This is a genomic window from Paenibacillus artemisiicola (assembly GCF_017652985.1).
GTDB classification, from domain to species: Bacteria; Bacillota; Bacilli; order Paenibacillales; family Paenibacillaceae; genus Paenibacillus_Z; species Paenibacillus_Z artemisiicola.
Genome location: NZ_JAGGDJ010000001.1, coordinates 564,116 through 585,503, shown reverse-complemented (window position 1 = coordinate 585,503; position 21,388 = coordinate 564,116). Strand labels below are relative to the sequence as shown.

20 protein-coding genes are annotated in these 21,388 nt (G+C 62.5%); 2 read left to right on the top strand and 18 right to left on the bottom strand.

All coding sequences use genetic code 11. The annotated features are described in order from the left end of the window. Positions 1-231: 231 nt before the first annotated feature. The 16 genes from I8J29_RS02620 to I8J29_RS02545 form a co-directional block, all read right to left on the bottom strand. Positions 232-2,964 (bottom strand): alpha-L-rhamnosidase, encoded by a 2,733-nt coding sequence (locus tag I8J29_RS02620; protein ID WP_208846017.1) that lies wholly within the window; start codon positions 2,962-2,964, stop codon positions 232-234. Between the two features lie 43 nt (positions 2,965-3,007). Next, positions 3,008-3,313, bottom strand: a complete 306-nt coding sequence (locus I8J29_RS02615; RefSeq protein WP_208846016.1) for a hypothetical protein — start codon at positions 3,311-3,313, stop codon at positions 3,008-3,010. Positions 3,314-3,525: 212 nt separating this feature from the next. Continuing rightward, a complete protein-coding gene (cyoD, locus tag I8J29_RS02610; protein ID WP_208846015.1) occupies positions 3,526-3,864 on the bottom strand; it encodes a cytochrome o ubiquinol oxidase subunit IV in 339 nt (112 codons plus the stop codon). A gap of 1 nt (position 3,865) precedes the next feature. Next, complete coding sequence (cyoC, locus tag I8J29_RS02605) at positions 3,866-4,480, bottom strand: cytochrome o ubiquinol oxidase subunit III (RefSeq protein ID WP_090636937.1); 615 nt, start codon at positions 4,478-4,480, stop codon at positions 3,866-3,868. Further along, positions 4,480-6,450 (bottom strand): cbb3-type cytochrome c oxidase subunit I, encoded by a 1,971-nt coding sequence (locus I8J29_RS02600; RefSeq protein WP_208846014.1) that lies wholly within the window; start codon positions 6,448-6,450, stop codon positions 4,480-4,482. Before I8J29_RS02600 ends, cyoC begins: the two co-directional genes overlap by 1 nt. A 14-nt stretch (positions 6,451-6,464) precedes the next feature. Then, positions 6,465-7,508 carry a ubiquinol oxidase subunit II gene (gene cyoA / locus I8J29_RS02595; RefSeq protein ID WP_208846013.1) on the bottom strand — a complete coding sequence of 348 codons (1,044 nt, stop codon included), beginning with the start codon at positions 7,506-7,508 and terminating at the stop codon, positions 6,465-6,467. Between the two features lie 147 nt (positions 7,509-7,655). Then, on the bottom strand, positions 7,656-7,904 hold the full coding sequence (locus tag I8J29_RS02590) for a hypothetical protein (RefSeq protein ID WP_208846012.1): 249 nt from the start codon (positions 7,902-7,904) through the stop codon (positions 7,656-7,658). A gap of 94 nt (positions 7,905-7,998) precedes the next feature. Beyond that, positions 7,999-8,832, bottom strand: coding sequence for a hypothetical protein (locus I8J29_RS02585; RefSeq protein WP_208846011.1), 834 nt, complete (start codon positions 8,830-8,832; stop codon positions 7,999-8,001). An 11-nt stretch (positions 8,833-8,843) separates the two neighbouring features. Next, a complete protein-coding gene (locus I8J29_RS02580; protein ID WP_208846010.1) occupies positions 8,844-9,323 on the bottom strand; it encodes an anti-sigma factor family protein in 480 nt (159 codons plus the stop codon). Between the two features lies 1 nt (position 9,324). After that, the gene (locus I8J29_RS02575) at positions 9,325-9,858 is read right to left on the bottom strand and encodes an RNA polymerase sigma factor (protein ID WP_208846009.1); all 534 of its coding nucleotides are present in this window, start codon (positions 9,856-9,858) and stop codon (positions 9,325-9,327) included. A 99-nt stretch (positions 9,859-9,957) separates the two neighbouring features. Beyond that, a complete protein-coding gene (locus tag I8J29_RS02570) occupies positions 9,958-10,410 on the bottom strand; it encodes a divergent PAP2 family protein (RefSeq protein WP_208846008.1) in 453 nt (150 codons plus the stop codon). 25 nt (positions 10,411-10,435) lie between these two features. Beyond that, positions 10,436-11,350: a DedA family protein gene (locus I8J29_RS02565; protein ID WP_208846007.1), complete on the bottom strand. Its 915-nt coding sequence runs from the start codon at positions 11,348-11,350 to the stop codon at positions 10,436-10,438. A 67-nt stretch (positions 11,351-11,417) separates the two neighbouring features. Beyond that, a complete protein-coding gene (locus I8J29_RS02560) occupies positions 11,418-14,531 on the bottom strand; it encodes an efflux RND transporter permease subunit (protein ID WP_208846006.1) in 3,114 nt (1,037 codons plus the stop codon). A 298-nt stretch (positions 14,532-14,829) separates the two neighbouring features. After that, a complete protein-coding gene (locus tag I8J29_RS02555; RefSeq protein WP_208846005.1) occupies positions 14,830-15,495 on the bottom strand; it encodes a phosphatase PAP2 family protein in 666 nt (221 codons plus the stop codon). 189 nt (positions 15,496-15,684) lie between these two features. After that, complete coding sequence (locus tag I8J29_RS02550; RefSeq protein WP_208846004.1) at positions 15,685-16,563, bottom strand: NAD-dependent epimerase/dehydratase family protein; 879 nt, start codon at positions 16,561-16,563, stop codon at positions 15,685-15,687. Positions 16,564-16,582: 19 nt separating this feature from the next. Then, entirely contained in the window at positions 16,583-17,518 is a 936-nt protein-coding gene (locus tag I8J29_RS02545; protein ID WP_208846003.1) for an aldo/keto reductase, read from the bottom strand. A 176-nt stretch (positions 17,519-17,694) separates the two neighbouring features. On the opposite strand from I8J29_RS02545, the gene I8J29_RS02540 reads away from it, so the two are divergent. Next, positions 17,695-18,009, top strand: a complete 315-nt coding sequence (locus I8J29_RS02540) for a winged helix-turn-helix transcriptional regulator (protein WP_090636909.1) — start codon at positions 17,695-17,697, stop codon at positions 18,007-18,009. A gap of 121 nt (positions 18,010-18,130) precedes the next feature. Then, entirely contained in the window at positions 18,131-18,976 is an 846-nt protein-coding gene (locus I8J29_RS02535; protein WP_208846002.1) for an AraC family transcriptional regulator, read from the top strand. A gap of 54 nt (positions 18,977-19,030) precedes the next feature. On the opposite strand, the gene I8J29_RS02530 is transcribed toward I8J29_RS02535, so the two are convergent. Then, positions 19,031-19,468: a GerAB/ArcD/ProY family transporter gene (locus I8J29_RS02530; protein WP_338113024.1), complete on the bottom strand. Its 438-nt coding sequence runs from the start codon at positions 19,466-19,468 to the stop codon at positions 19,031-19,033. Between the two features lie 73 nt (positions 19,469-19,541). Continuing rightward, positions 19,542-21,311, bottom strand: a complete 1,770-nt coding sequence (locus tag I8J29_RS02525; RefSeq protein ID WP_208846000.1) for a Rieske (2Fe-2S) protein — start codon at positions 21,309-21,311, stop codon at positions 19,542-19,544. Positions 21,312-21,388: the final 77 nt, after the last annotated feature.

Below are 21,388 nucleotides of genomic sequence, written 5' to 3'. Positions count from 1 at the left end.
GACTCGCAGGTAAAGAAAAAACGCTTTTACTAAAACGATCCTTCGTTCACGAAGCGTGGCCGTTTCGGCTGCTTTTGTTTCGGAGAGATTGCGGCGGCACATGCTAGACGCGCCTAAGATAGTTAACGGGATTAATATTAATCTCTGCCCATCTAGCACTACATGGCAAAAATCCGAAGCGGCTATTATCAAGACCGCTTCGGATTTATATTTTATGCCATTAATCTCTTGTTAAGCCGTAACCGTCTCCTGCTCCGCCGCCTGCTTCGCCGGGTAGCGGAACGCGTAGCTGCCCGAGCCCAGCGTCAGTCTCGCGCCGCCGTCCGTTTCTTCGGCCGCCGTTACGCCATCGGCCAGCTCGGCCGCGAGACCGTCCTCCTTCAGCTCAGCCAGGGTGATGCCGTCCAGTATGAGTTCGGCCGTCGCGTTCGCGGGCACCGCGATGCGCACGATCGTCTCCTCCGCCTCCTGCGCCCAGCCCGCTTCGATCCGGCCGTAAGGCGATTCCAGCGCCGCGCGCGCATGCGTGAGCGCGCCGTCCGCGAATCGGGGACGGATGCGAAGCTTCTTGTACGCCGCTTCGGCGTCGTCCATGTCGAGACCCGCCACGTAGCGGTACATCCACTCGCCGATCGCGCCGTACGCATAGTGGTTATAAGAGTTCATGTCGTCGCTCCAGAACGAGCCGTCCGGCTTGATCCCGTCCCAATGCTCCCAAATCGTCGTCGCGCCTTTGGAGACGGAGTAGAGCCAGGACGGATACGTCTCTTGCATCAGCAGCTTCACGGCCGTCGCGTGGTAGCCGTTGTCCGACAAGGCGAAGCACAAGTACGGCGTGCCGACGAAGCCGGTCGTGAGATGGTGCTCGTTTTGCGCGACCAGGTCGTTCAGCTCGCGCGCGATCCGCTTCTTCGCGCCGCCTTCGACGAGATCGAACACGAGCGCGAGCACGTGCGCGGTTTGCGTCGGCGCGGCCAAGCGCCCGTTCGGCGTCACGAATTCGCGGTTGAACGCCGCTTTGATCCGGTCGTACAGCTCGCCGTACGCGCGCACGTCCGCCGCCTTGCCGAGCACGACCGCCGTCTCGCGGACGAGCCGGGTCGAATACGCGTAGAAAGCCGTGGCAATCAAGTCGCGCGGCGTTGCGCCGACGTAGCTGTTTTCCTTGGCATCCAAGCCGAGCCAGTCGCCGAAATGGAAGCCGGTGTTCCACAAATATTCGTTGTCGCCTTGGCTGCGGATGTACGACACCCACGCGCGCATGCTCTCGTACTGCTCCGACAACAGCCGCGCGTCGCCGTAGCAGAGGTACATCGTCCACGGCACGATAACGGCGGCGTCGCCCCAGGCGGCCGAAGACGGGATCTTCTCCTGCGGCGTCGGCGGGTCCGTCTCGTTCAGCGCGTTCGGAATAACGAACGGCACGCCGCCGTTCGGATTCTGATCGGCCTTCAGGTCGCGCAGCCACTTCGTGAAGAACGCCGCCACGTCGTAATTGAACGCGGCCGTTCGCGCGAATACCTGCGCGTCCCCCGTCCATCCGAGCCGCTCGTCGCGCTGCGGGCAGTCCGTCGGCACATCGACGAAATTGCCCCGCTGGCCCCACTCGATATTCCGCTGCAGCTGGTTGACCATGTCGCTCGAGCAGTCGAATTCGCCGGTCGGCGCCATGTCGGTATGGATGACTTCGCCTGCGACGGCGTCCAACAGCCCCGCTTCCTGCGCTTCCGGCAATCCTTCGACGCACAAGTAGCGGAAGCCCATGAACGTGAACGTCGGCGCGTACGTCTCGCCCGGCACGCCCGCCGCGGTGTAGACGATCAACTGCTTGGCGGAACGCAGGTTGCCGATGTAGAAATTGCCGTCCTTGTCGAGCACTTCCGCGTGCTTCAGCGTTATCGTCGTGCCGGCCGGCACGTCCAGCGTCATCCGAACGCGGCCGACCATGTTCTGGCCCATGTCGAGCACGACTTCGCCTCTCGGCGTACGGATCAGCTGCCGCGGCTTAATCGTCTCGATGACGCGAAGCGGGTGATGCTCCTGCGCGACCAGATGCTTGACGGGAAGCGCGAGGCTCTCCGCGCCGCTCCACGCCGAATCGTCGAAGGCCGCGGCGCTCCAGCCGGGCTGCTCCAGGTTCGCGTCATACGTCTCGCCGTCGTACAGCTCGGCCAGACGGATCGCGCCTTCGGCCGCTTTCCACGACTCGTCGCTGCACACGATCTCCTCCGTGCCGTCGGCATAGACGATATGCAGCTGCAGCAGCAGCGCCCGGCGATCGCCGTACAGACTGGAAGTCGTCGCCCAGCCGAGGCGGCCCTTGTACCAGCCGTTGGCGAGCATGGCGCCGATGCCGTTCAAGCCGCCGGCGGCGAGCCGGTCCGTCACGTCGTACGTCTGATACTGCTGGCGCTTGCGATAGCTGGTCCAGCCCGGCGCGAGCAGCTCGTCGCCGACTTTCTCGCCGTTCACGTACAGCTCGTACACGCCCGCGGCCGTCGCGTAGACGCGGGCGGACGCGACGCCTGCCTTGACGGCGAAACGCTTCGCCAGCAGGAAGGCCGGCTCCGCCTTCGGATCGATCGCCGCCGCGGACGGCGTAATCCACTTCGCCTGCCATTCCGCCGGCGAGAAGAACGCCGTCTCCCACCAGACGGGCTCGCTCCACGCCGATTCGCGGCCGAAGCCGTCCCACGCCATCGCTCTCGCCCGGTAGCGCGTGCGCGACCGCAGCTCCGGCCCGGCGTACGCGACCTGTATCGACGCATCCGACGCGATGCGGCCGGAATCCCAGAGCGGCGCCGCGAAATCGCCGTCCGCCTCCGCAACCTGCAGCCGGTACGCGGTTTGAAGCGTGCCGCGGCGGTCGGACCGCAGCTTCCATCCGAATCGCGGCACCTTGACGTCCGTGCCAAGCACATTCGTACGATATTCGCATGTAAGCGATTCCACAATCAAGCTCATCCTATCCCACGCTCCATTCCATGTCGCTTGTCCGTACTTGCACTCAGTATAAGCCGGATGCAAGCCTGCATGTTCGGGCGAACGGGACTTTCAATACGGGGAAATCGGACATTTTACCGCCGTTGCCGAGGGCTGGCGCATCGACGCGCTCGGCGGTGGCAAGCAGACGGAGCGCAAGCCGTCGGCCTGCAGGATATAGACGCTCCGGTGGCAGATCCAGCGCATTCGCCCAAGGGTGAAACAAAGCCCCGCCAGCACATTCGCCACGGGGCTTTGCGTCAAACGTATTTAACTTGAAATCGTTGAACATGACCTTTACGCTCGCAAGCTTCTTATTCCGGCTGCTCATCCACGTCAACCTACGCGCCATAACCGAGGATAATGAGCCATTTGGAGAGGGAATGCATGAAGGCCTGGATATCGAACAACATCGCGCCTCACCTCCTTTCAAGTTTAATCTATGCTCCGATTCCGGGGTACAGGCACACTTTTTGCGTTATGCCCGACCGGAGCGGACTAACCCTGGCTCCCTCGCGGCCGCTTCCTTTCTTCATATCGCCGCTAGTACATCGCGTTATGGTCCATGATCCAAATGGACCCGTAGACGACGACGATAACGATGATCAGGCCGAGAATGAGCGTGATGAGGTTGTAGCGCGGCCCTTCTTCTTCCCGTAGATGCATGAAGAACAGCAGTTGAACGGCGAACTGCAGCACCGCCGTAATCAATAGCACGACGATCGTGGCCGTCTTTCCGAACCAGTGGTCGATGACGGCCAGGATCGGAATGATCGTCAGGACGATGGAGAGTCCGAATCCGATTACATATTCCTTCAGCGAACCGTGGTGTCCGCCATGCCCTTCATGGCCGCCGCGTCCGATCGCGTTATGCTGCGCCACGTCACATCACCCCCATCAAATAAACGAACGTGAAGACGAAGATCCAAACGGCGTCCAAGAAGTGCCAATACAAGCTCGTAATCTGCACCTTCCGCCGCGTGACCGGCGTCAGGCCGTGCCGGCTCAGCTGGACGATCAGCGCGGTGATCCAGCAGACCCCGAGCGATACGTGCATCCCGTGCGTGCCGACCAGCGTGAAGAAGCCGGAAAGAAACGCGCTGGAGTGAATCGTATGCCCCTCGTGCACGAGCTTCAGGAATTCCGCCACTTCCATGCCGATAAAGCAGGCTCCGAGGAGAATCGTCACGATCAGCCAGCCCAGCAGCCCGTTCCGGCTGCCCGCGTTCATCGCCAGCACGGCGAGCCCGCTGGTGAAGCTGCTCGTCAGGAGGATAAACGTTTCGACGATGACGCCGGGCAGCTCGAAGAGCTCCTTTGCCCCGGGGCCGCCGGCCGTATTCTCGTGCACCACGAGGAAGGTGGCGAACAGCGTCGCGAACAAGATGCAGTCGGTGATCAGAAAGATCCAGAAGCCGAATTTGCGAAGCTCCTCCAAATCGTGATGGCCTTCGTGGCCGCCCTGGTGCCCGAGCGATTGATGGTGAGCGTGCGCCATCAGACAATCCTCCCTGCCTTGGCTTCCGTACGCCGAATTTCGTCTACGGGAATGTAGTAATCGGTGTCATAGTTGAACGAATGGGCCAGCAGCGTCAACGCGATGCCGACGAATCCGGGAATCGCGATCCAGAGCCAGTGGAACACGAGCCCGAAGCCGACCGTGAACCAGCAGACCGATTGAATGAACGGGATCGGCGAATTCTTCGGCATATGGATCGGCTCGAGCTTCGGCCTTTCCTTGGGCGCTTTGCCCGCGGCGATGCGTTCCTTCTCCTCCCACCAATCGTCCCGGTCCGTCACGATCGGCGTGGTCGCGAAGTTATAGAGCGGCGCCGGCGACGGAATGGACCATTCCAGCGTGCGGGCGCCCCACGGATCGCCGGACGCGTCCTTCTCCATGAACTTGATGCTGTGCGCGATCTGCCAGACCTGGAACAGGAAGCCGAGTCCCATGAGGAAGCCGCCGATGGTCGAGGTGAAGTTGAGCGCCCACCAGCCCGTATCCCACCCGTACGAGCTGAGCCGGCGGGTCATGCCGTCGAGACCGACCACGTACTGCGGCATGAAGCATACGTAGAACCCGATGTTCCAGATCCAGAACGCCCATTTGCCGATGGTTTCGTTCAGCTTGAAGCCGAACATCTTCGGCCACCAGTAATACAAGCCCGCGAAGTAGCCGAATACGGCCCCGCCGATCAGCACCTGATGGAAGTGGGCGATGAGGAAGTAGCTGTTGTGGAACTGAAAGTCCGCCGGCGCCACCGACAGCATGACGCCGGTCATGCCGCCCACCACGAAGCACGGAATGAAGGCGATCGTCCAGAGCATCGGCGTCGTGAACGAGATCCGTCCGCGGAACATCGTGAACAGCCAGTTGAAGATTTTCACGCCGGTCGGAATCGCGATGATCATCGTCGAAATCGCGAAGAAGAGATTGACGTTCGCTCCCGAGCCCATCGTGAAGAAGTGGTGCAGCCAGGTGAAGTACGCCATGAGACTGATGCTCAGCATCGCGAACACCATGGAACCGTAGCCGAACAGCCGTTTCCGCGAGAAGGTCGCGACGACCTCCGAGTAGATCCCGAAGGCGGGCAGCACGACGATGTACACTTCCGGGTGGCCCCACATCCAGATCAAATTGACGTACATCATGGCATTGCCGCCGCCGTCCATCGTGAAGAAGTGCGCGCCCAGGAAGCGGTCCAGGAACAGCAGCGCCAGCGTGACCGTCAATACGGGGAACGCCACGATAATCGCGATGCAGCTCGAGAGCACCGACCACGTAAAGATCGGCACCCGCGACCAGGTCATCCCGGGGGCGCGCATCTTGACGATGGTGACGATGAAGTTGATGCCCGTCATCAGCGACCCGATCCCGGAAATTTGAATGCCCCAGATGTAGAAGTCTTCTCCTACGCCCGGGCTGCCCGTCATCTCCGAGAGCGGCGGATACGACAGCCAGCCGGCATTCGGCGAGCCGCCGATGACGAAGGACATATTGAACAGCATCGCGCCGAAGAAGAACAACCAGAAGCTAAGCGAGTTGAGGAACGGGAACGCGACGTCGCGCGCCCCGAGCTGCAGCGGCACGGCGATGTTGAACAAGCCGAACATGAGCGGCATCGTCATGAACAGGATCATGATGACGCCGTGCGTGGTGAACACCTCGTTGTAGTGCTCCGGCGACAGGAATTTCATATCTGGAAACGCCAGCTGCGTCCGCATCATGAGCGCGTCGACGCCGCCGCGGAACAGCATCAGCAGCGCCGCGATGATGTACATGATCCCGACGCGCTTATGGTCGACCGTCGTCAGCCATTCGCGCCACAGCCAGCCCCATTTGCCGAAATAGGTCAGGACGAAGACGATCGCGATCGTCGTGAGCGCGATCGCCACGTCCGCCCCGTAAATCAGCGGGTCGCCCGAGACGAAGAACCACGAGACGAAATCGGTGAGTGAATCAAACAAGGTAGTTCCTCCTCTCATTTGCCGTGAATCAGGTGCATATGGCCCGATCGATGATCGGGTTGCCCGAGGCTCTGGGCGTCCGGGGCATCCTTCTGCGCGCCGTTGCCGGGCGGCAGCTGGCCGTTCTTCGGATGCGCCGTATGTTCCGCTTTCTTTTCCTCGCTGAGCGTCACGGCCCTCAAGGTATAGCCCGGAGGCGCTCCGCGGCTCATGGAGTAGTCATGGACGATGCGCTCGAACAGGCCGGACGGGATGGAAGCGAACGTCATCCGGTCCGTCGTTCCGGGCTTCGCAAGCGTCTGGTAGCCCTCTTCGGTGAGCGCGTTCCCGCTAGCCTTCGCGTCGGCTACCCAGCGATCGAAGTCCTTCTGCGGCAGCGCTTTGGCGGTGAAGCCCATTTTCGCGAAATCGCGGCCCGTGAAGTTCGCCCCGGTCCCCATATAGTTGCCGGGCTCGTCGGCTTGCAGGTACATCGTCGTCGCCATGCCGGACATCGTGTAGATCATCCCGCCCAGCTGCGGCACCCAGAACCCGTTCATCGGGCCGTCCGAAGTCAGCTCGAACTTGATCGGCGTCCGCTCCGGAATGGCCAAGTAGTTGACCGTGGCGATCCCTTGCTCCGGGTATTGGAACAGCCACTTCCAGTCCAGCGACGTGACCTGGATGGTGACGGGCTTCTTGTCGGACTCGATCGGCTTCGCCGGATCCAGCGCGTACGTATAGCGCGCCGTCACGACGGCCAGGACCACGATGATGACGATCGGAATGCCCCACCAGACGATCTCCAGCTTGGTGCTGTGCGACCAGACGGGCTGGTAAGGCGCGCGGTTGTTCTTCCTGTCGCGGTAGCGCCAGACGATCCAGGCCGCGATCAGCAGCACGGGCACCAGGATGATCAGGCACAGCAGCATAGTGAAATAGATCAGATCGCGCTGCTGTTCGCCGATCGGTCCCTTCGGATCGAAGACGATCATCGACTTGCAGCCCGATGCGAACAGGACGGTGCTCGCCAATACGCCGCCGGTGGTCAACGGGCGCATCAGCTTCGAAGTAATCATAAGTTCCTCATCTCCTAGTCCTCGCCTTGGATTGCATTATTTTTCCCCGGATGGCGGTTCAATATTACAGCGTCCGGAGCGGCAGGTTATGACAAGGGAAAAAGGACCGTTCCCCTTTACGGGGAACAGCCCTTATTCGCGAACCGATTATTCCGATTCCGTCTTGCGCTTGTGCACGAGGTTGATGGCCGTGCCGATCATGTAGATGAACACGCTGCCCACCAGAAAGCCGATTCCGGCCATCAATCGCCTGTTGCTGTCGCTGAAGTCGCTGTAGTTGGTGAGACACAAAACGGCGCCGATGATGAGCGCCGCCCATGCGGCGACTTTCATCGCGAAGAACAGCGCGTTCCCTTCGCGTTCGGTTTTTTGGCCCGCTGCCGATTTCGTCGTCATGCCCGCTTCACTTCCTCGTCCTTAAGTCGCTGTCGATCCTGTCTTGCCTATTATGAACACCGGGTACCGTTTTTCATGCATAATAAGCCGCATGTTATGCGCGAGGCTTCTTCCTGCGCAGCGAAGCGAGCCACTGCGTGAACGCGCCGAGCGAGAACAAGGTGAAGAACAGAACCGCCAGCCACCCGATGACCGGGATATTCGCGATGGCCGCGATGAGCGTCGCGCCGACGATCAGCCGAACCCAGTCGTTCGGCAGCCATTGCTCCTGCAAGAATCCCCCGATCTGATAACTGAGGGAAGTCATCCCGACGACGCAGGCGGCCAGCAGGATCAAGAGGACCAGAAGCAGGAAGGGAATCCCGATGATCGTCACGACGCACAGCGCGCTGAACGCTAGCAGCATGACGCCGCTTATGCCGCCGAGATACAGTTGTCTTTTCCACGACAGGCCGGACTGCCGCTTCACCCATTCGGATGCCCTCCGCCCGCCGATGAAATAGACGGATACCGGAAGGACGATTAGCAGCAGGCTGGAGGCCAGTTGAAGCGTCCATACGCCCGCGATCATCCCGCCGCCGATGAGCAGGCTGTTTTGCGTGCCGGTATCCAGGGTCAGGTTATGAATATCGTCGCCGGTTTGCGCGCCTTCGTCCTGCGTGATCCGCCCGCCGATGACCACGATGGCGCCGTCCGCCTTCGCGGTGGACGCGAAGTGCAGATTGCCGTTCACGACGACGACCGCCCCCGTCACGTGTCCGCGAATGTCGGCATCTCCCCCGACCACGTACACGTCGTCCACGGTCTGCCCCGCGGGAACCGACGTGGACGCATGCGCGAAAAAACTGCGGGCGGAGACGTCCGAAGGCGCGATAAGGAGTACGGCCGCGACCAGAAGGCCGAGCATGGCGACCAGCTTCTTCATCATGCGATTCTCCTTCATACGGCCGCCGACCGGAGCAGCCTGCGAAGCGACAGGATCGAAGCGGCGAGCACGCTCAGCGACAGCACGGCCGCCGCGGCCGCCAAGACCGGCATATCCGACACGGCGTGCGAGGTCGTATAGAGCAGCGCCTTGCCGACCGCCAATGCGCCGCGCATCACATGAACGGCGACCGGTCCGGCGACGACCGCAAGCAGGACGAACGCCAATGCGGCTAGCAGCGGCACCAAGAGCCAGAGCCTTCCGAGACCGCGGATGCGATTCTCGCGCGCCACGGCCCGCATGACACGATTTTCCAAGCCGGGCGGCTCGGCTAACGCGAGCATTTCGGCGGTAAAGCTCCGGGTCATTTCCGTTAATTCCATCAGCAGCATGCGGCAGGACGGGCACCGTTCCAGGTGCGCTTCGATTTCGAGCCGCGCGTCCTCCTCCAGCTCTCCGTCCATATAGGCCGACAACTGTTCTTCGGGGTGCATGTCAGTCCTCCTCCCCCCGGTTCCATAATTTCCGCAGCGCCATTCTTGCGGCGAACAACCGGGACTTGACCGTCCCGACCGGTATGGCCGCGAGCGCGGCGATCTCTTCGTACCGAAACCCTTGGATATCGTGCAAGAGCAGGATTTCACGGTGATCGACGGATAGTCGCCCGAGCGCTTCCTGCATCGAGACCCTCAGATTCGGGTCGCCGGCCGACGGATCCGGAACGGCGTCACCCGGCATCTCGCCGATCTCGACGGTCCTGGCCCGCTGTTTCAGCTTATCCTTGCATAGATTCGAGACGATGCGCATGAGCCAGCTGTAGAAGGCATGCACGTCGTCCAGCTTGCCCAAGGCCAGATAGGCTTTCATGAAGATCTCCTGGACCGCGTCTTCCGCCTCCCCCCGGTCGCCCAGCATCCCGAAGGCATGTCGAAAAACATGGCCTTGATAACGCGCGACAAGCATCGAGAACGCGTCCTGGTCGCCTCCTCTTGCCCGCGCGATGATTCGACTTAGCTCCTCATCCACCACATGCGTTCAACTCCTGCCGATAAGGAAGCTTTCCCCGTCATGCCATACTCCTATCCTTCCGTAAACGCGCGGCCCGGGTGGCAGCAATGAAGCTGCGAATCATACCGCAAAGGCGTAATAGAGCAGCAAACTGACCACGATGCCGAAGCACGCGCCCGCGTATACTTCGCTCGGCCGGTGACCGAGCAGCTCCTTCAATTCGCGCCACAAGTTGCCTTCCTGCAGGAGGCCGGGCACGGATTTGGCCCACTGATTCAAGATCGAGGCATGCATGCCCGCATGGCGCCGGATTCCGGCCGCGTCGAACATGGTGATCGCGCTCACGATCGCCGCGATGGCGAACCCGCTGGAGTCGAAGCCGTCCTTCAATCCGATCGCCGTCGCCAGCGAAGTGACCGCCGCGGAATGCGAGCTCGGCATCCCGCCCGTGCTGAAGCCGAGCCCGACGTTCCAGGTGCGGTGCGTAATCAGGTAGACCGGCACTTTGACGATTTGAGCGGCCACGATCGCGCAGAGGGCGGCCAGGAGCGGGAAGTTATGGAGCATCGACATCGCCGACGCCTCCTTTCATGATGGCTTATGCCCGTACGGACCGGAATTTGCGCAGCAGCTCAGGCAGCATGGCAGTCAGACCGACCCATACGCGGATATGCCGGCAGGACCGCAAGAGCAGCAGCGCCGAACATCCGCAAACCGTTAAGGAAATTAAGGTTGCCCCGCTTGGCAGCGTATTAACCCGTTGAACGCCGAACGCGACGGGTCCAAGGCGAGGCAGCGCCGTCCGCAGCGCCGCGCTCAGCCACTCGAACGCGGCGTAGGACGTCGGGAGCAGCAGCAGCCGGACGTTACGGCAGGCATGCGCCCGGCGAACGGCCGTCGCCCGCAGCCGCGCGAGCAGCTCGCCGACCCGACTATTGGATTTGCGATAGAGATCGTACATGACGGCCAGGATCGCGGATGCGGCGCCGATCAGAATCAGGTCGTGATTGATGACAGCGTGATACGCCTCCCACTTCGGCCCGAGCACCTTGCCCAGCGTGATAAACAAGCCGGCCCAAAAGACGGCCCCGGCGTAAGCGAAGAGCGCGTAACGACGGAACGGCATCCGGGTCATTCCGCAAAAATAACCGGTCATATGCCGAATGCCCGGAATGAAATACGCGACGAAAAGCAGCTTGTCCCCGTACTTCCCGAACCATCGCGTCATCTTGTCCATGCGGGCTTCCGTCAGATGAACGCGATGCCCGTACCGCGCGATGAACGGTCTTCCGAGCCGGTATCCGATCCAATACGACAGCGTCACGCCGGTCAAGACGCCCGCGCTCGCCGAAGCGATGCTGGCGAACCAGCTCAGCTTCTGTTCGTACACGGAGAGGCCGGCCAGGCTCATCATCATCTCGCCGGGAAGCGGCAAGGCCAGCATTTCGAGGCAGAGGAAGAGAAAGACGAGTCCGTACCCGTAATGCGCCAGCAAATTCGTCAAGTAGTCCATGGTGATTGCCTCCCGATTGCGGAACGAGACGGATTGCGAACGCGCAATCCGCCTTGCTCCGCTTGGATTAGGCCGAGACGCTCGCGGCCGCGTCCCGGTGCTTCTTGCGGTTCATGGCTTCGTACAAAATCGGAATGACGACGAAGCTGTTCAGCGTCGACGTGATCATGCCGCCGATGACGACAACGCCCAGCACCTTCGAGACGACCGTGCCGTCGTCCCCGGACAGCGCCAGCGGAAGGAGCGTCAAGACCGTCGTGGCCGCCGTCATCGCGATCGGACGAACCCGGGAGAGGCTGCCTTGCAGGACCGCTTCGCGCAAGTCCATGCCTTCCCGGCGGTTGCGTTCGATTTTGTCGATCAGCACGATGCCGTTGGTCACCGCGATGCCGGTCAGCATCAGCCCTCCGATCAGCGCGGCGAGATTCCACTGTCCGTGCGCGGCGTAGAGCGCGAGCACCACGCCGGAGAGCGCGAGCGGAATGCTGATCAGCACGGCGATCGGCGCGCGCCAGCCGCGGAAGATCAAGCTGGTGATGAGCAGCACGAGCAGGATCGAGACGGCGACGGCAATCGTCATTTCGACGATCATCTGCGTCACCTGCTGCGTAATGCCCCCGAGCGAATACGTGACGCCGGCCGGAAGACGCATCGCCTGAAGCGACTTATTCACGGCTTTCGAGACGCCGCTGATATCGCTGGAGACGATGCGCGCCTGAACCACCGACTCGGGCTTGCCGTCCCGCTCCTGGATCGAGGAGACCGCGTCGCTCTTCCCGACCGTTCCGAGCTGATCCAGCCGGTAGACCGCGCCGTCCGTCCCCTTCACCGTCTCGGCTCGCAGCGAAGCCAGCGCCTGATCGGCGGCGTAGACGGGCAGCGCGCCGTCTCCTTTCGGCTGTCCCGTCATAACGGGATCGAGATACACGTCGACGGGGATGATCCCCGTTCCGCCGGAGACCGAGATGTCGAAGTCCTTCCCCTTGGTCATGTAACGGGCCAGGACGTGGTTGATCGCGTCTCTGGAAACGCCCGCTTTTATCACTTTTCCCCGGTCCAGCGCAATCGTAAACTTCGGAACGCCGTTGGTGAGATCGGTTTTGCCGACGACGCTGAGTCCGTCAAGCGCCGCCAGCTTGGCGCGCACGGCGCCAGCCGCCTTGTCGAGCGTACCGGCGTCCGCGCCGCTCAGCATGATATTGATCGTGGAGTCATCCCCGGCGATGTTCTGGTTCGTGACCGTCACGGCGGCGGCGCCTCGTTGATTGCCTAGGCGCTGCCGCAGGGAGCCGATGTAAGCCTCCGCTTGCTGCTGATCCTTCAGCGCGACGGACAGATTGGCGATATTCGGTTGTTGAATGTAGCCGCCGCCCTGGTCGAAGACGTCATCCGCCTGCGGCGTGAACGACGAGCCGAACGCGGCCGAATACGAATCGACTTGCGGGTCCTCCCCCAGCACCGTTTCCACGCCTTGGACCGCTTGGTCCACTTCCGACAACGGCGTGCCTTTCGGCAGCTCCAGCTGAACGGCGACTTGGCCGCTTGCCGTGCCGGGGAGCAGGCTGAACGGCAGCTGCGCGGCAAACCATCCCGCGGCCAGGAAGACGATCAACGACGTGCCCAGCACGGTTTTGCGATGCTTGAGCGCCGACGTCAGGAGCGGCTTCATGAGCGGTTCGAGCGTTACCGCTTTGCCGCTCGGCTTATGCCAGCCCATATACGCGAACGCCGGAATGACGAGCATGGCCACCAGGAACGATACGGCCAGCGCGATGACGACCGACCACGCGAAGCCGGAGTACGAAGCGCCGATAATGCCGCCGACGAGCGCGATCGGCGCGTAGACGGCGACCGTCGTCGCCGTGGAACCGAAGATGGCCGGCAGCATCTCGACGACGGACGACGACAGGGCGTGAAGCGCTCCCTGCTCGCGCTTCTCCTGCATCCGGCGATGCATGTTGTCCAAGATGACGATCGCGTCGTCCACGATGCGGCCCATGGCCACGATCAGGCCGGAGACGGTCAAAATGTTCAGCGTCACGCCCATGCTCTTCAATATGGCCGTCGTCGCAAGCAGCGAGATCGGAAGCGATACGGCGATGAGCAGCGTCGAACGGACGTTGCGGAAGAAGAACAGCACGCAGAGCATCGAGAACGCGCAGCCCAAGATGCCTTCGCGCACCAGGCCCATCAGCGAGGCGTTCAAGTCATGCGCGCGGTCGCCGGTCAGCGTCATCTTGACCGCCCCGTTATGGACGTCGGGCAGCGCGGCCGCGCGGGCCTGCACCTGGTCGGCAACCTTCGTAATGTTGGCGCCCGGGGTCTTGATGACGTTGATCAATACGCTGGCCTTGCCGTTCGTGCGCGACACGGTTTGCACGTCGTTGAGCGCCCTCGAGACCGAAGCCACCGCCGACAACGGCACGCTTGCGCCGTCCTTGTTCTTGATCGCGATATCGTTGATGTCTTGTTCCGTCATGTCCCAGCCTTCCACGCGTACCGGGAACGGCGACTTCACGTTCTGGACGTTGCCCTGCAGCGCGGGAACGGCGGCCGTGACGGACTTGTTGAAGTCGTCGAGCGTCATGCCGGCCGCGGCCAGATCCTTCGTACGGATCAGCACCGCATACCCGCTCTTGGCGCCGCCGACGGTCTGCACGTCCGACACGCCGGGCACGGTTCTCAGCTGGTTGGCGATATCGGTCTGCACCGTCGAGCGCAGCGTATCGTCATCGACTTTCCCGTTCTGCGCCGTCAAGCTGTAGCTCAGCATCGGGAACGTGCTGGTCGTGAGCCGCGTGACGGCCGGCGGATTGACCCCGTCCGGCAGCTCGGCGTCGTTCAGCGCCATGCGAATGTCCCGTTCGGCCTTGTCCATGTCATAGCTCATCGGGTAAGACAAATTCATGAGCAGTCCGCCGTCGTAGGACGTCGTCTCGAAATCGACGATGCCGTCTGTCCTGCGGATGACTTGTTCAAGCGGCGCCGTAATGTCGCGCTTCACTTGGTCCGCCTGATAGGACGAAGCGCGCAGCGACACCATGAGCGTCGTGTTGTTAATGCCGGGCAAATAATCGCGCTGCATTTGGACGGCGGCAACGGCGCCCCAAGCCAGCAGCAGCAGGACGACGATCGTCAATATCCCCGCTCGCCGCATCACGGCTTCGATCAGTTTCTTCATCGCGAATCTCTCCTCTTGTTCGTCTCGTTCGGACTCGTATGGAAAGGACTTCGAATGCGGGACGTTTGTTCATTGCCAATTCATGTCGAATCTAGGATGCAGGACCAATCGGGTATCGCATGCGCCACTTACTTCGCATTGAAGCGGGCTATGAATGAAAGGACCGCGGATGGATTCGAATTGTTCATTCGCCCTCCAAAATTATTTTGGAATGGCATGCGAAAAGGAGCTCGCGCGCCCCGAGGCACGCAAGCTCCTGCTATTGCCCAGCTCTTTGCAAACGTTCCCGCGTCCCCGGTCAACCGAAATCGGACCTTGGCCGAGGAAGCTTCTTCGACCACCGTTCTTTTAGAAACCGTTCGTAAGAGCCGATGCTTGCCGCGAGCCACGAAGCGCTGATGATATATCCGCCCGCGACGTCGCTCGGATAATGAACCCCGAGATAGATCCGGCTGATGCCGATGCACGCGGTCATCGCGATCCCGCCAAGCAGCAGCGCCGTTCGAAGCCCGGCATGGCGCGCGTGCTTCCACAGAAAGTAAATCGTGACGCCGTACAGCGTGAACGCCGACATCGAGTGCCCGCTCGGAAAGCTGTACCCCGCCGCGTCGATGATGCGGTGCAAATCCGGCCGCGTCCGCCTGAACAGGGCTTTCAGCAGGACGTTCAGCAAGCCGGAACAGACGATGACGCCGACGAAGAAGATCAATTCGCGGCGGTAGCCGAGCGCGAACAGGACGAGCACGCCCAGCAGCGACAGCAGCGTGACGCACGGACCGGATCCGGCGGCCGTGAAGGCTATCATGACGGCCGTCATGGCCGGCGAAGCCAAGCGCGATACCGCTTCCGTCACCCGGCTGTCGAAGGCGGCGATATGATGCCTGCCGATCGTGACCGCCAAGGCGAGGAAGAGCCCGAGCAGAAGGAACGCGCCGGTTAACGATCGGAAGAAGAGCTTGTTCACGCGCGGATCCCCCCCTTGCTCTATTGAAACCGTCCTTACGCGCTCGCTTGTAATATGACCTGGAATGGGCTGACTTACAACAGCTTGCCGCAGCGCTTCAAGCATCGGGCGCGGTCTGAAGGACTGCTTCGGGCCCGGAAAATAAAAAAAGCGCCGTTATCGGCGCTTTAAGCATGCGGCTACCCTGCGTTATGCGTCCTCCCCGGGAAGCTCGGAAGGCACGAACAGTTCGCGGATCTCAAGCCCTTGCTCCTCCCGGCGCTTCAAGTCCCGCAGGAAGTCGAGGAAGCCGACCCGCGGCTGCCAGCCGAGTACCCGGCTCGCTTCGGACAGATCGTGCTGCTCGACTTCCTTCGGCAGCTCGATGCCGTACCGTTCCAGCAGCGCCGCCCCTCCCGGCAGCTGCCGTTCGCACCATTCGGGTCCTAAACGCGCGAAATCGGCCCTTACGTCCTCGGGCATGCCATGGTCGGTATGGACGATCGTCCGAAACAGGCCGAACGCCTCGCTCGCGGCGGCTTCCAGCGACAGGACCGTAGCCGACGCGACGTCCCTGCGGTCCACGCCGTTGCGGAGGAGCCGCGCGCCGAACTCCAGGTACGGCCGCGGGATGAATTCGTGATAGCGAAGCATCGCGATCGAGGCGCCCGTCATCTCGTGATAAGCGCGGCACAGGTCTTCGCCGATGACTTTGCTGACGCCGTAGACCGACCACCAGCCGTAGGCCATCGACGAGGCGTAGACGATCGAGCGGATGCCTTCTTTCCTGCATGCCTCCAGCACGTTGTACGTCCCGTCCACGTTGACCGCGAAGATCGTATCGTCGCTGACCGGCGGTTGATGGGCGCAGTGCCAGGCCGCCAAATGGATGACGCCGTCCATGCCCCGGACGGCCTCCCGGACGTCCGTGACCGTCCGCGTGTCGCAGCGGACAAACTCGGCCGCGGCCAGATCAGCCGCTTTCGCGGGCATGACGTCCGCCATTCTGACTTGATGGCCCGCCCGCAGCAGGGCTCGGCATACCGCTTGTCCCCCGTTGCCGGATGCGCCGGTTACCAATACTTTCATCGTTATCGCACCTCCGTGATTATCCAGCTTGGATCTGATCGATAATGCGCATGTCGTCCTCCGACAATAACGGCCGCGCGGAAGCGGAGACGTTTTGCGCGGCTTGCTCGGCGGTCTTGGCGCCGGGAATCGCGACGGAGACGGCCGGATGGTTCAGCACGAAGCGAAGCGCGGCCTGCGACAGCGTGCGCTCCCCGTGCGCCAGCCCTTTCAGCGCCTCGACCTTGGACAGGCTCTCGGCAAACCAAGCTTCGTTCGGCCAGTTACGCCGGATATCGCCTTCGGGGAACGTCGTGGCGGCTTGGAACTTCCCGGTCAGCATCCCCATCCGGAGCGGGCCGCGGACCACGGCGCCGATGCCCTGCTCCTGCAAGTACGGGAGCACCTCCCGCTCGACGGACCGGTTCAGGATGCTGTAGTCGAGCTGAACGGCATCCAGTCCGCCGTCGCGGTTGAAATGCTTGATGTAGTCGAAGTTCTCCGTCGAGACGCCGACCGCGCGTACCTTGCCGTCGCGCTTCAGTTGCGCGAACGCGTCCATGAACGCCTCGGTCTCTTCCGTCTTGTCCCACCAGAGATGGCAGAAGTAGACGTCGATATAGTCGGTCCCCAGCCGCCGCAGGCTGTTCTCGAACGCCTCGATCACTTTGGCGGGCTGACCGTAAACCGGTTCTCCCCGCGGATCGCGGTGATGGCCCATCAGGCCGCCCTTCGTCGAGACGACCAGCTTGTCCCGCCTGCCCTCGATCAGCTTGGCCACCAGCGTCTCGCTCCGTCCGTTGCCGTATACGTCCGCCGTATCGATGAAGTTGACGCCCAGCTCCGCCGCGGCTTCCATCGCCCGCAAGGACTGCGCGTCGTCGACCGGCCCCCAGGCGTCGCCGCCGATCGCCCATGCGCCGAATCCGATTTCCGATACGTCGATTCCCGTCTTGCCCAGCTTCCTCGTATACATGGCGCACCTCCTCCTAGTAGCGGTCTGCCTCATCATAATCGATCTTTCCCGCCGCCGGAAGTACGCACATTAATCATAGTTTGTTACCTTGGGGTGACTATTGGCAGGAAAATCGGCCGGATCCTGCGAATCTTGTAGACGTAAATCGTTCACCACTGCATAGGAGGCATGCAACCATGGGACATACGGAAAGGCGCGAGTGCGAGATCGAGCAATCCCTGCGCATCATCGGCGGCAAATGGTCGTTTCTCGTCATTCGCGAACTCTTCTTTCACGGCATGAAGCGGTTCACCGAGCTTAAGGGCGCCATTGCCGGCATCAGCTCCAAGTCGCTGACGGAGACGCTGCGCCACTTGGAGGACAACCAGGTCGTCATCCGCGAAATCCACGCCACGGTCCCGCCGACGGTCGAGTACCGCTTGACGGCGAAGGGCGAAGCGTTCAGCGGCATCCTGCTCGAGATGAAAAAATGGGTCCGCGATTGGGCCTAGCATACAGGGTTCGGCGTGACGTTTTCCTGACATGCGCTTGCCGGCCGGCGCAAGACGATTCGCAAGAAAAGGCAATCGCGCTCGCCGCAAACCAGGTATCTTAAACGCAGGGGGTGAGGAGATGACCGGAGAACAAGAGATGGTCGAGGAACAACGAGGGGCGATGCGGCGCGCCCTGGACTATGTCGCGGCTAATTTGCGCGACGAGGGGTTATCGCTGGAGGCCGCGGCGCGCTTCGCCGGGTATTCGCCGTTTCATTTTCACCGGTTGTTCCAGGCTTGGACCGGGGAAACGTTCGGCCGCTACGTGCGCGTCCGGCGGCTTGCCGGCGCCGCCCGCGAGCTGCGCCGCACGGATCGGGACGGGACCCGGATCGCGCTGGATGCCGGCTACGGAAGCCAGCCGTCGTTCATTCGTTCGTTCGCGCGCATGTTCGGCACCTCCCCCCGCCAATTCAGGAGGAGGGATTGCACCGTGCACCAACCCCGATTCGCCGAGCTTGCCGCGCGCACCGTAGCCGGCGTCGTCTGCTTGACCGATACGTCGCAGGACCGCAACATCGCCCAAGCCTGGACCGCGTTCGGCGCGCGATGGCCGCGCATTCCGGACAAGACGAACGAGCATGTCTGCTATGGACTGGAGCTGTATGAACCGGCGGCCGTACGGCGCGGAGGCAGCTTCGCTTACCTCGCCGGCGTGGAAGTAGCCGCCGCGCCCGCGGCGGGCGTCGAGGGGATCGTCTTCCGCACGATTCCGGGCGGACGCTACGCGATCTTCACGCACATCGGCTCGACGGAGCTGCTCGGCGAGACGTTCGATTTCATCTACCGCGGCTGGCTTCCGGCTTCGGGCGAGCGGCTCCGCGGCTTGCCGGAAGGCGGCGGGTTCGACTTCGAGCGCTACGACGGCCGCCACAAGGAAGGCGATCCGAACGCGGAGCTGGACATTTACGTGCCGCTGGCGTGAGCGCCGGCCATGCGAGGACAATCGAATGCCCGGCGCTCGTCCAAGCGCCGGGCTTTATTGCGGTTCGTTAAACCGCACCATGCTGGAATAAGGAAAATACACGGAGCTCGCGATTTCGACGCCGAACGTGGCCACCGCCATGGCCGCCGCCATGGCCGCCGTTGCGATCGCAAGCAAGGATGGCAGGCCGATCGCCAGCAGCACCGGCTTGCGGGCCGTTTCCGGCTTTGCCAAGAACGGCGTCAGCATCATGATCAGGATGGATTCGCCGAGAAAGGACGCGTTGGTCAGCGAGCCCTTCAGAATCGGCATGCTTCCGGAATCGTAATACACGGGCAGCAGCAGCGAGACGTGCAGATTCTGAAGGTTCAAGAGAAGCGTTGCGACTACCCCGGCGAGCAGCAGCGGACCGGCGGTCATGCTGAAGCGCGCGATCGCGCCGACGCCCTTCCCGTTCGCGTACATCATCGCGCCGACCATTAACGCCGAGATGGGCCAAGCCGGCGGCTATTACGGGCACGCAAAAAAACTCCGCGCAAAGCGCGCGGAGTATTCGTGCGGGACGCTAGTCTTCTTCAAACAGCCGTTCGCCCTTATGCAGCCGCCAGGCGATCTTGGCGGTTTGCGGGAGTTCGCGCGCCGTCGGCGCGTGCGCCGCCAAGTAGCGGGTGCAGGCGAGCAGCATCGTTTCGCGGGCCTTCTCCGCGAACGGGTCGTCCTCGGCGCGCCAATGGTCGTACTCGGCCACCGCGGCCTCGTACAGCTGGAACGTATGAAATTCCGCGTCCTCCCGCAGCAGCGCATGGCCGAGCGTATTGAGCAGCGGATTCGGTTCGCCGCCGCCGTGCAGGTAGTCCGCGACCCATTGCGCGGCCGGTCCGACCTGCTGGCGCCGGTCGAGCAGATCGAGCAGCTCCCCATGGTCGGCCGGCGCGGCGGCTCCGGACGGCTTGGGCCGCGCGGCGGCCGGCACGTTCAGGAACCGGTCCAGATAGACGCTGGCGGCGCCGTGGAAGATCGCCCGCCGCAGCAGCGGCTCGTCGGATTGACGCAGCCGTTCGTGAACGGCGTGCGCGTACGTGAACGTATGAAGCACCGCGACCCAATCGCCGAAATCGTTTTGCGTGTGGAAGCGCACGATCCGCTCCGCGGCGGCCAAGGCCACGAGCTGCGCCAGCTGCGCCGGAGCCGTGCCCGCCAGGAGCAGGTCGCGCAGCGCCGCGATCGTCTGCTCCGGCGCATCGCCGAGCAGCAGCTGCAGCAGCCGCGTTTTCGCCTCGGCGGAGAACGCGGCATTCGCCGGCGCCGGCCGGCCGTCCAGCTTCGTCTGCTCCGCTTGCCGCGCGATGTCCTTAACGGCGTTAAGGATCGGCTCGACGAGGTTCAGCGGCGCCTGCCACTGGTGCAGCTCCTCGCTCCGCGTCGGCCGGGCCATCATGGGAACGAGCGAGCTCAGGATCCGCACCTTCTGCGAGGCTTCCGCCCATTCCAACGCTTCGAACGCTTTGTTATGGAAGTCGAACGCATGCCCGCCGTCCAAGTAGAAGTGGTCGGTCGCGGCGATCAGCATCATGTCGGCCAGCCGCTTCGCGTCGATGCCCGCCGACACGGCGGTGTTCAGCACCTTCTCGGCGCCCTGCGTATCCCGCACCTCGATGCAGGTCCGATACCACTCGGTCAACCGTTCGGCCGGAACGTCCGCGGACGGCAGCGCCGAGAGCAAGTGGCGGGTTCCGCGGCCCGCGCTGGCTCGCGCGACGTGGACGAGCCCTTGGTACAAGGCGAGAATCTTGCCGGTCTTGTCCAGCTTGCCGACGATGCGCGTCATCGCGGTCAGGATGGTGAGCCCGGCGTTCCAGCCCGTGCCTTGCGACGTCCCGAACGCGATGCCGGTCCGCGCGATGCGCTGCTCGGACACGCCTGCCTCGATCAGGCCGACGACGGCTTTCGCGATGACGATGCCGATGTTTTGCTCGAGGCCTTCCCGAAGCTTTTGCATGTAGTTGTTCGCGTCCTTCGCGCTTGCGGATACCGGATTGACCCAGACTTCGCCGTCGTCGATTCGTACGGCATGCGACGGCACGTCGTCCGCCCACGGATCGAGCGTGCCGCCGCTGCAAATATCGAAGCGGGCATGATGCCAATGACAGGTCAAAATCCCGTCGCACAAGCTCCCCATGTGAAGCGGGAATCCCAGGTGCGGGCAGCGGTTGTCCACCGCGCGTACTTGCCCTTCGTGATAAAAAACGGCGATGCCGCCCCGTATCACCTTCGCGCCTTCCTGTTGAAGCGCTTCCAATTTACCGGCCGAAATCCAGTTTAAGCCGTTGGTCATCGATACAGCCTCCTTTGTAATCAAGCTGTGCTGCGATTTGTAAACGGTTCACTTCAATTATAACGGAACGCCGGCGA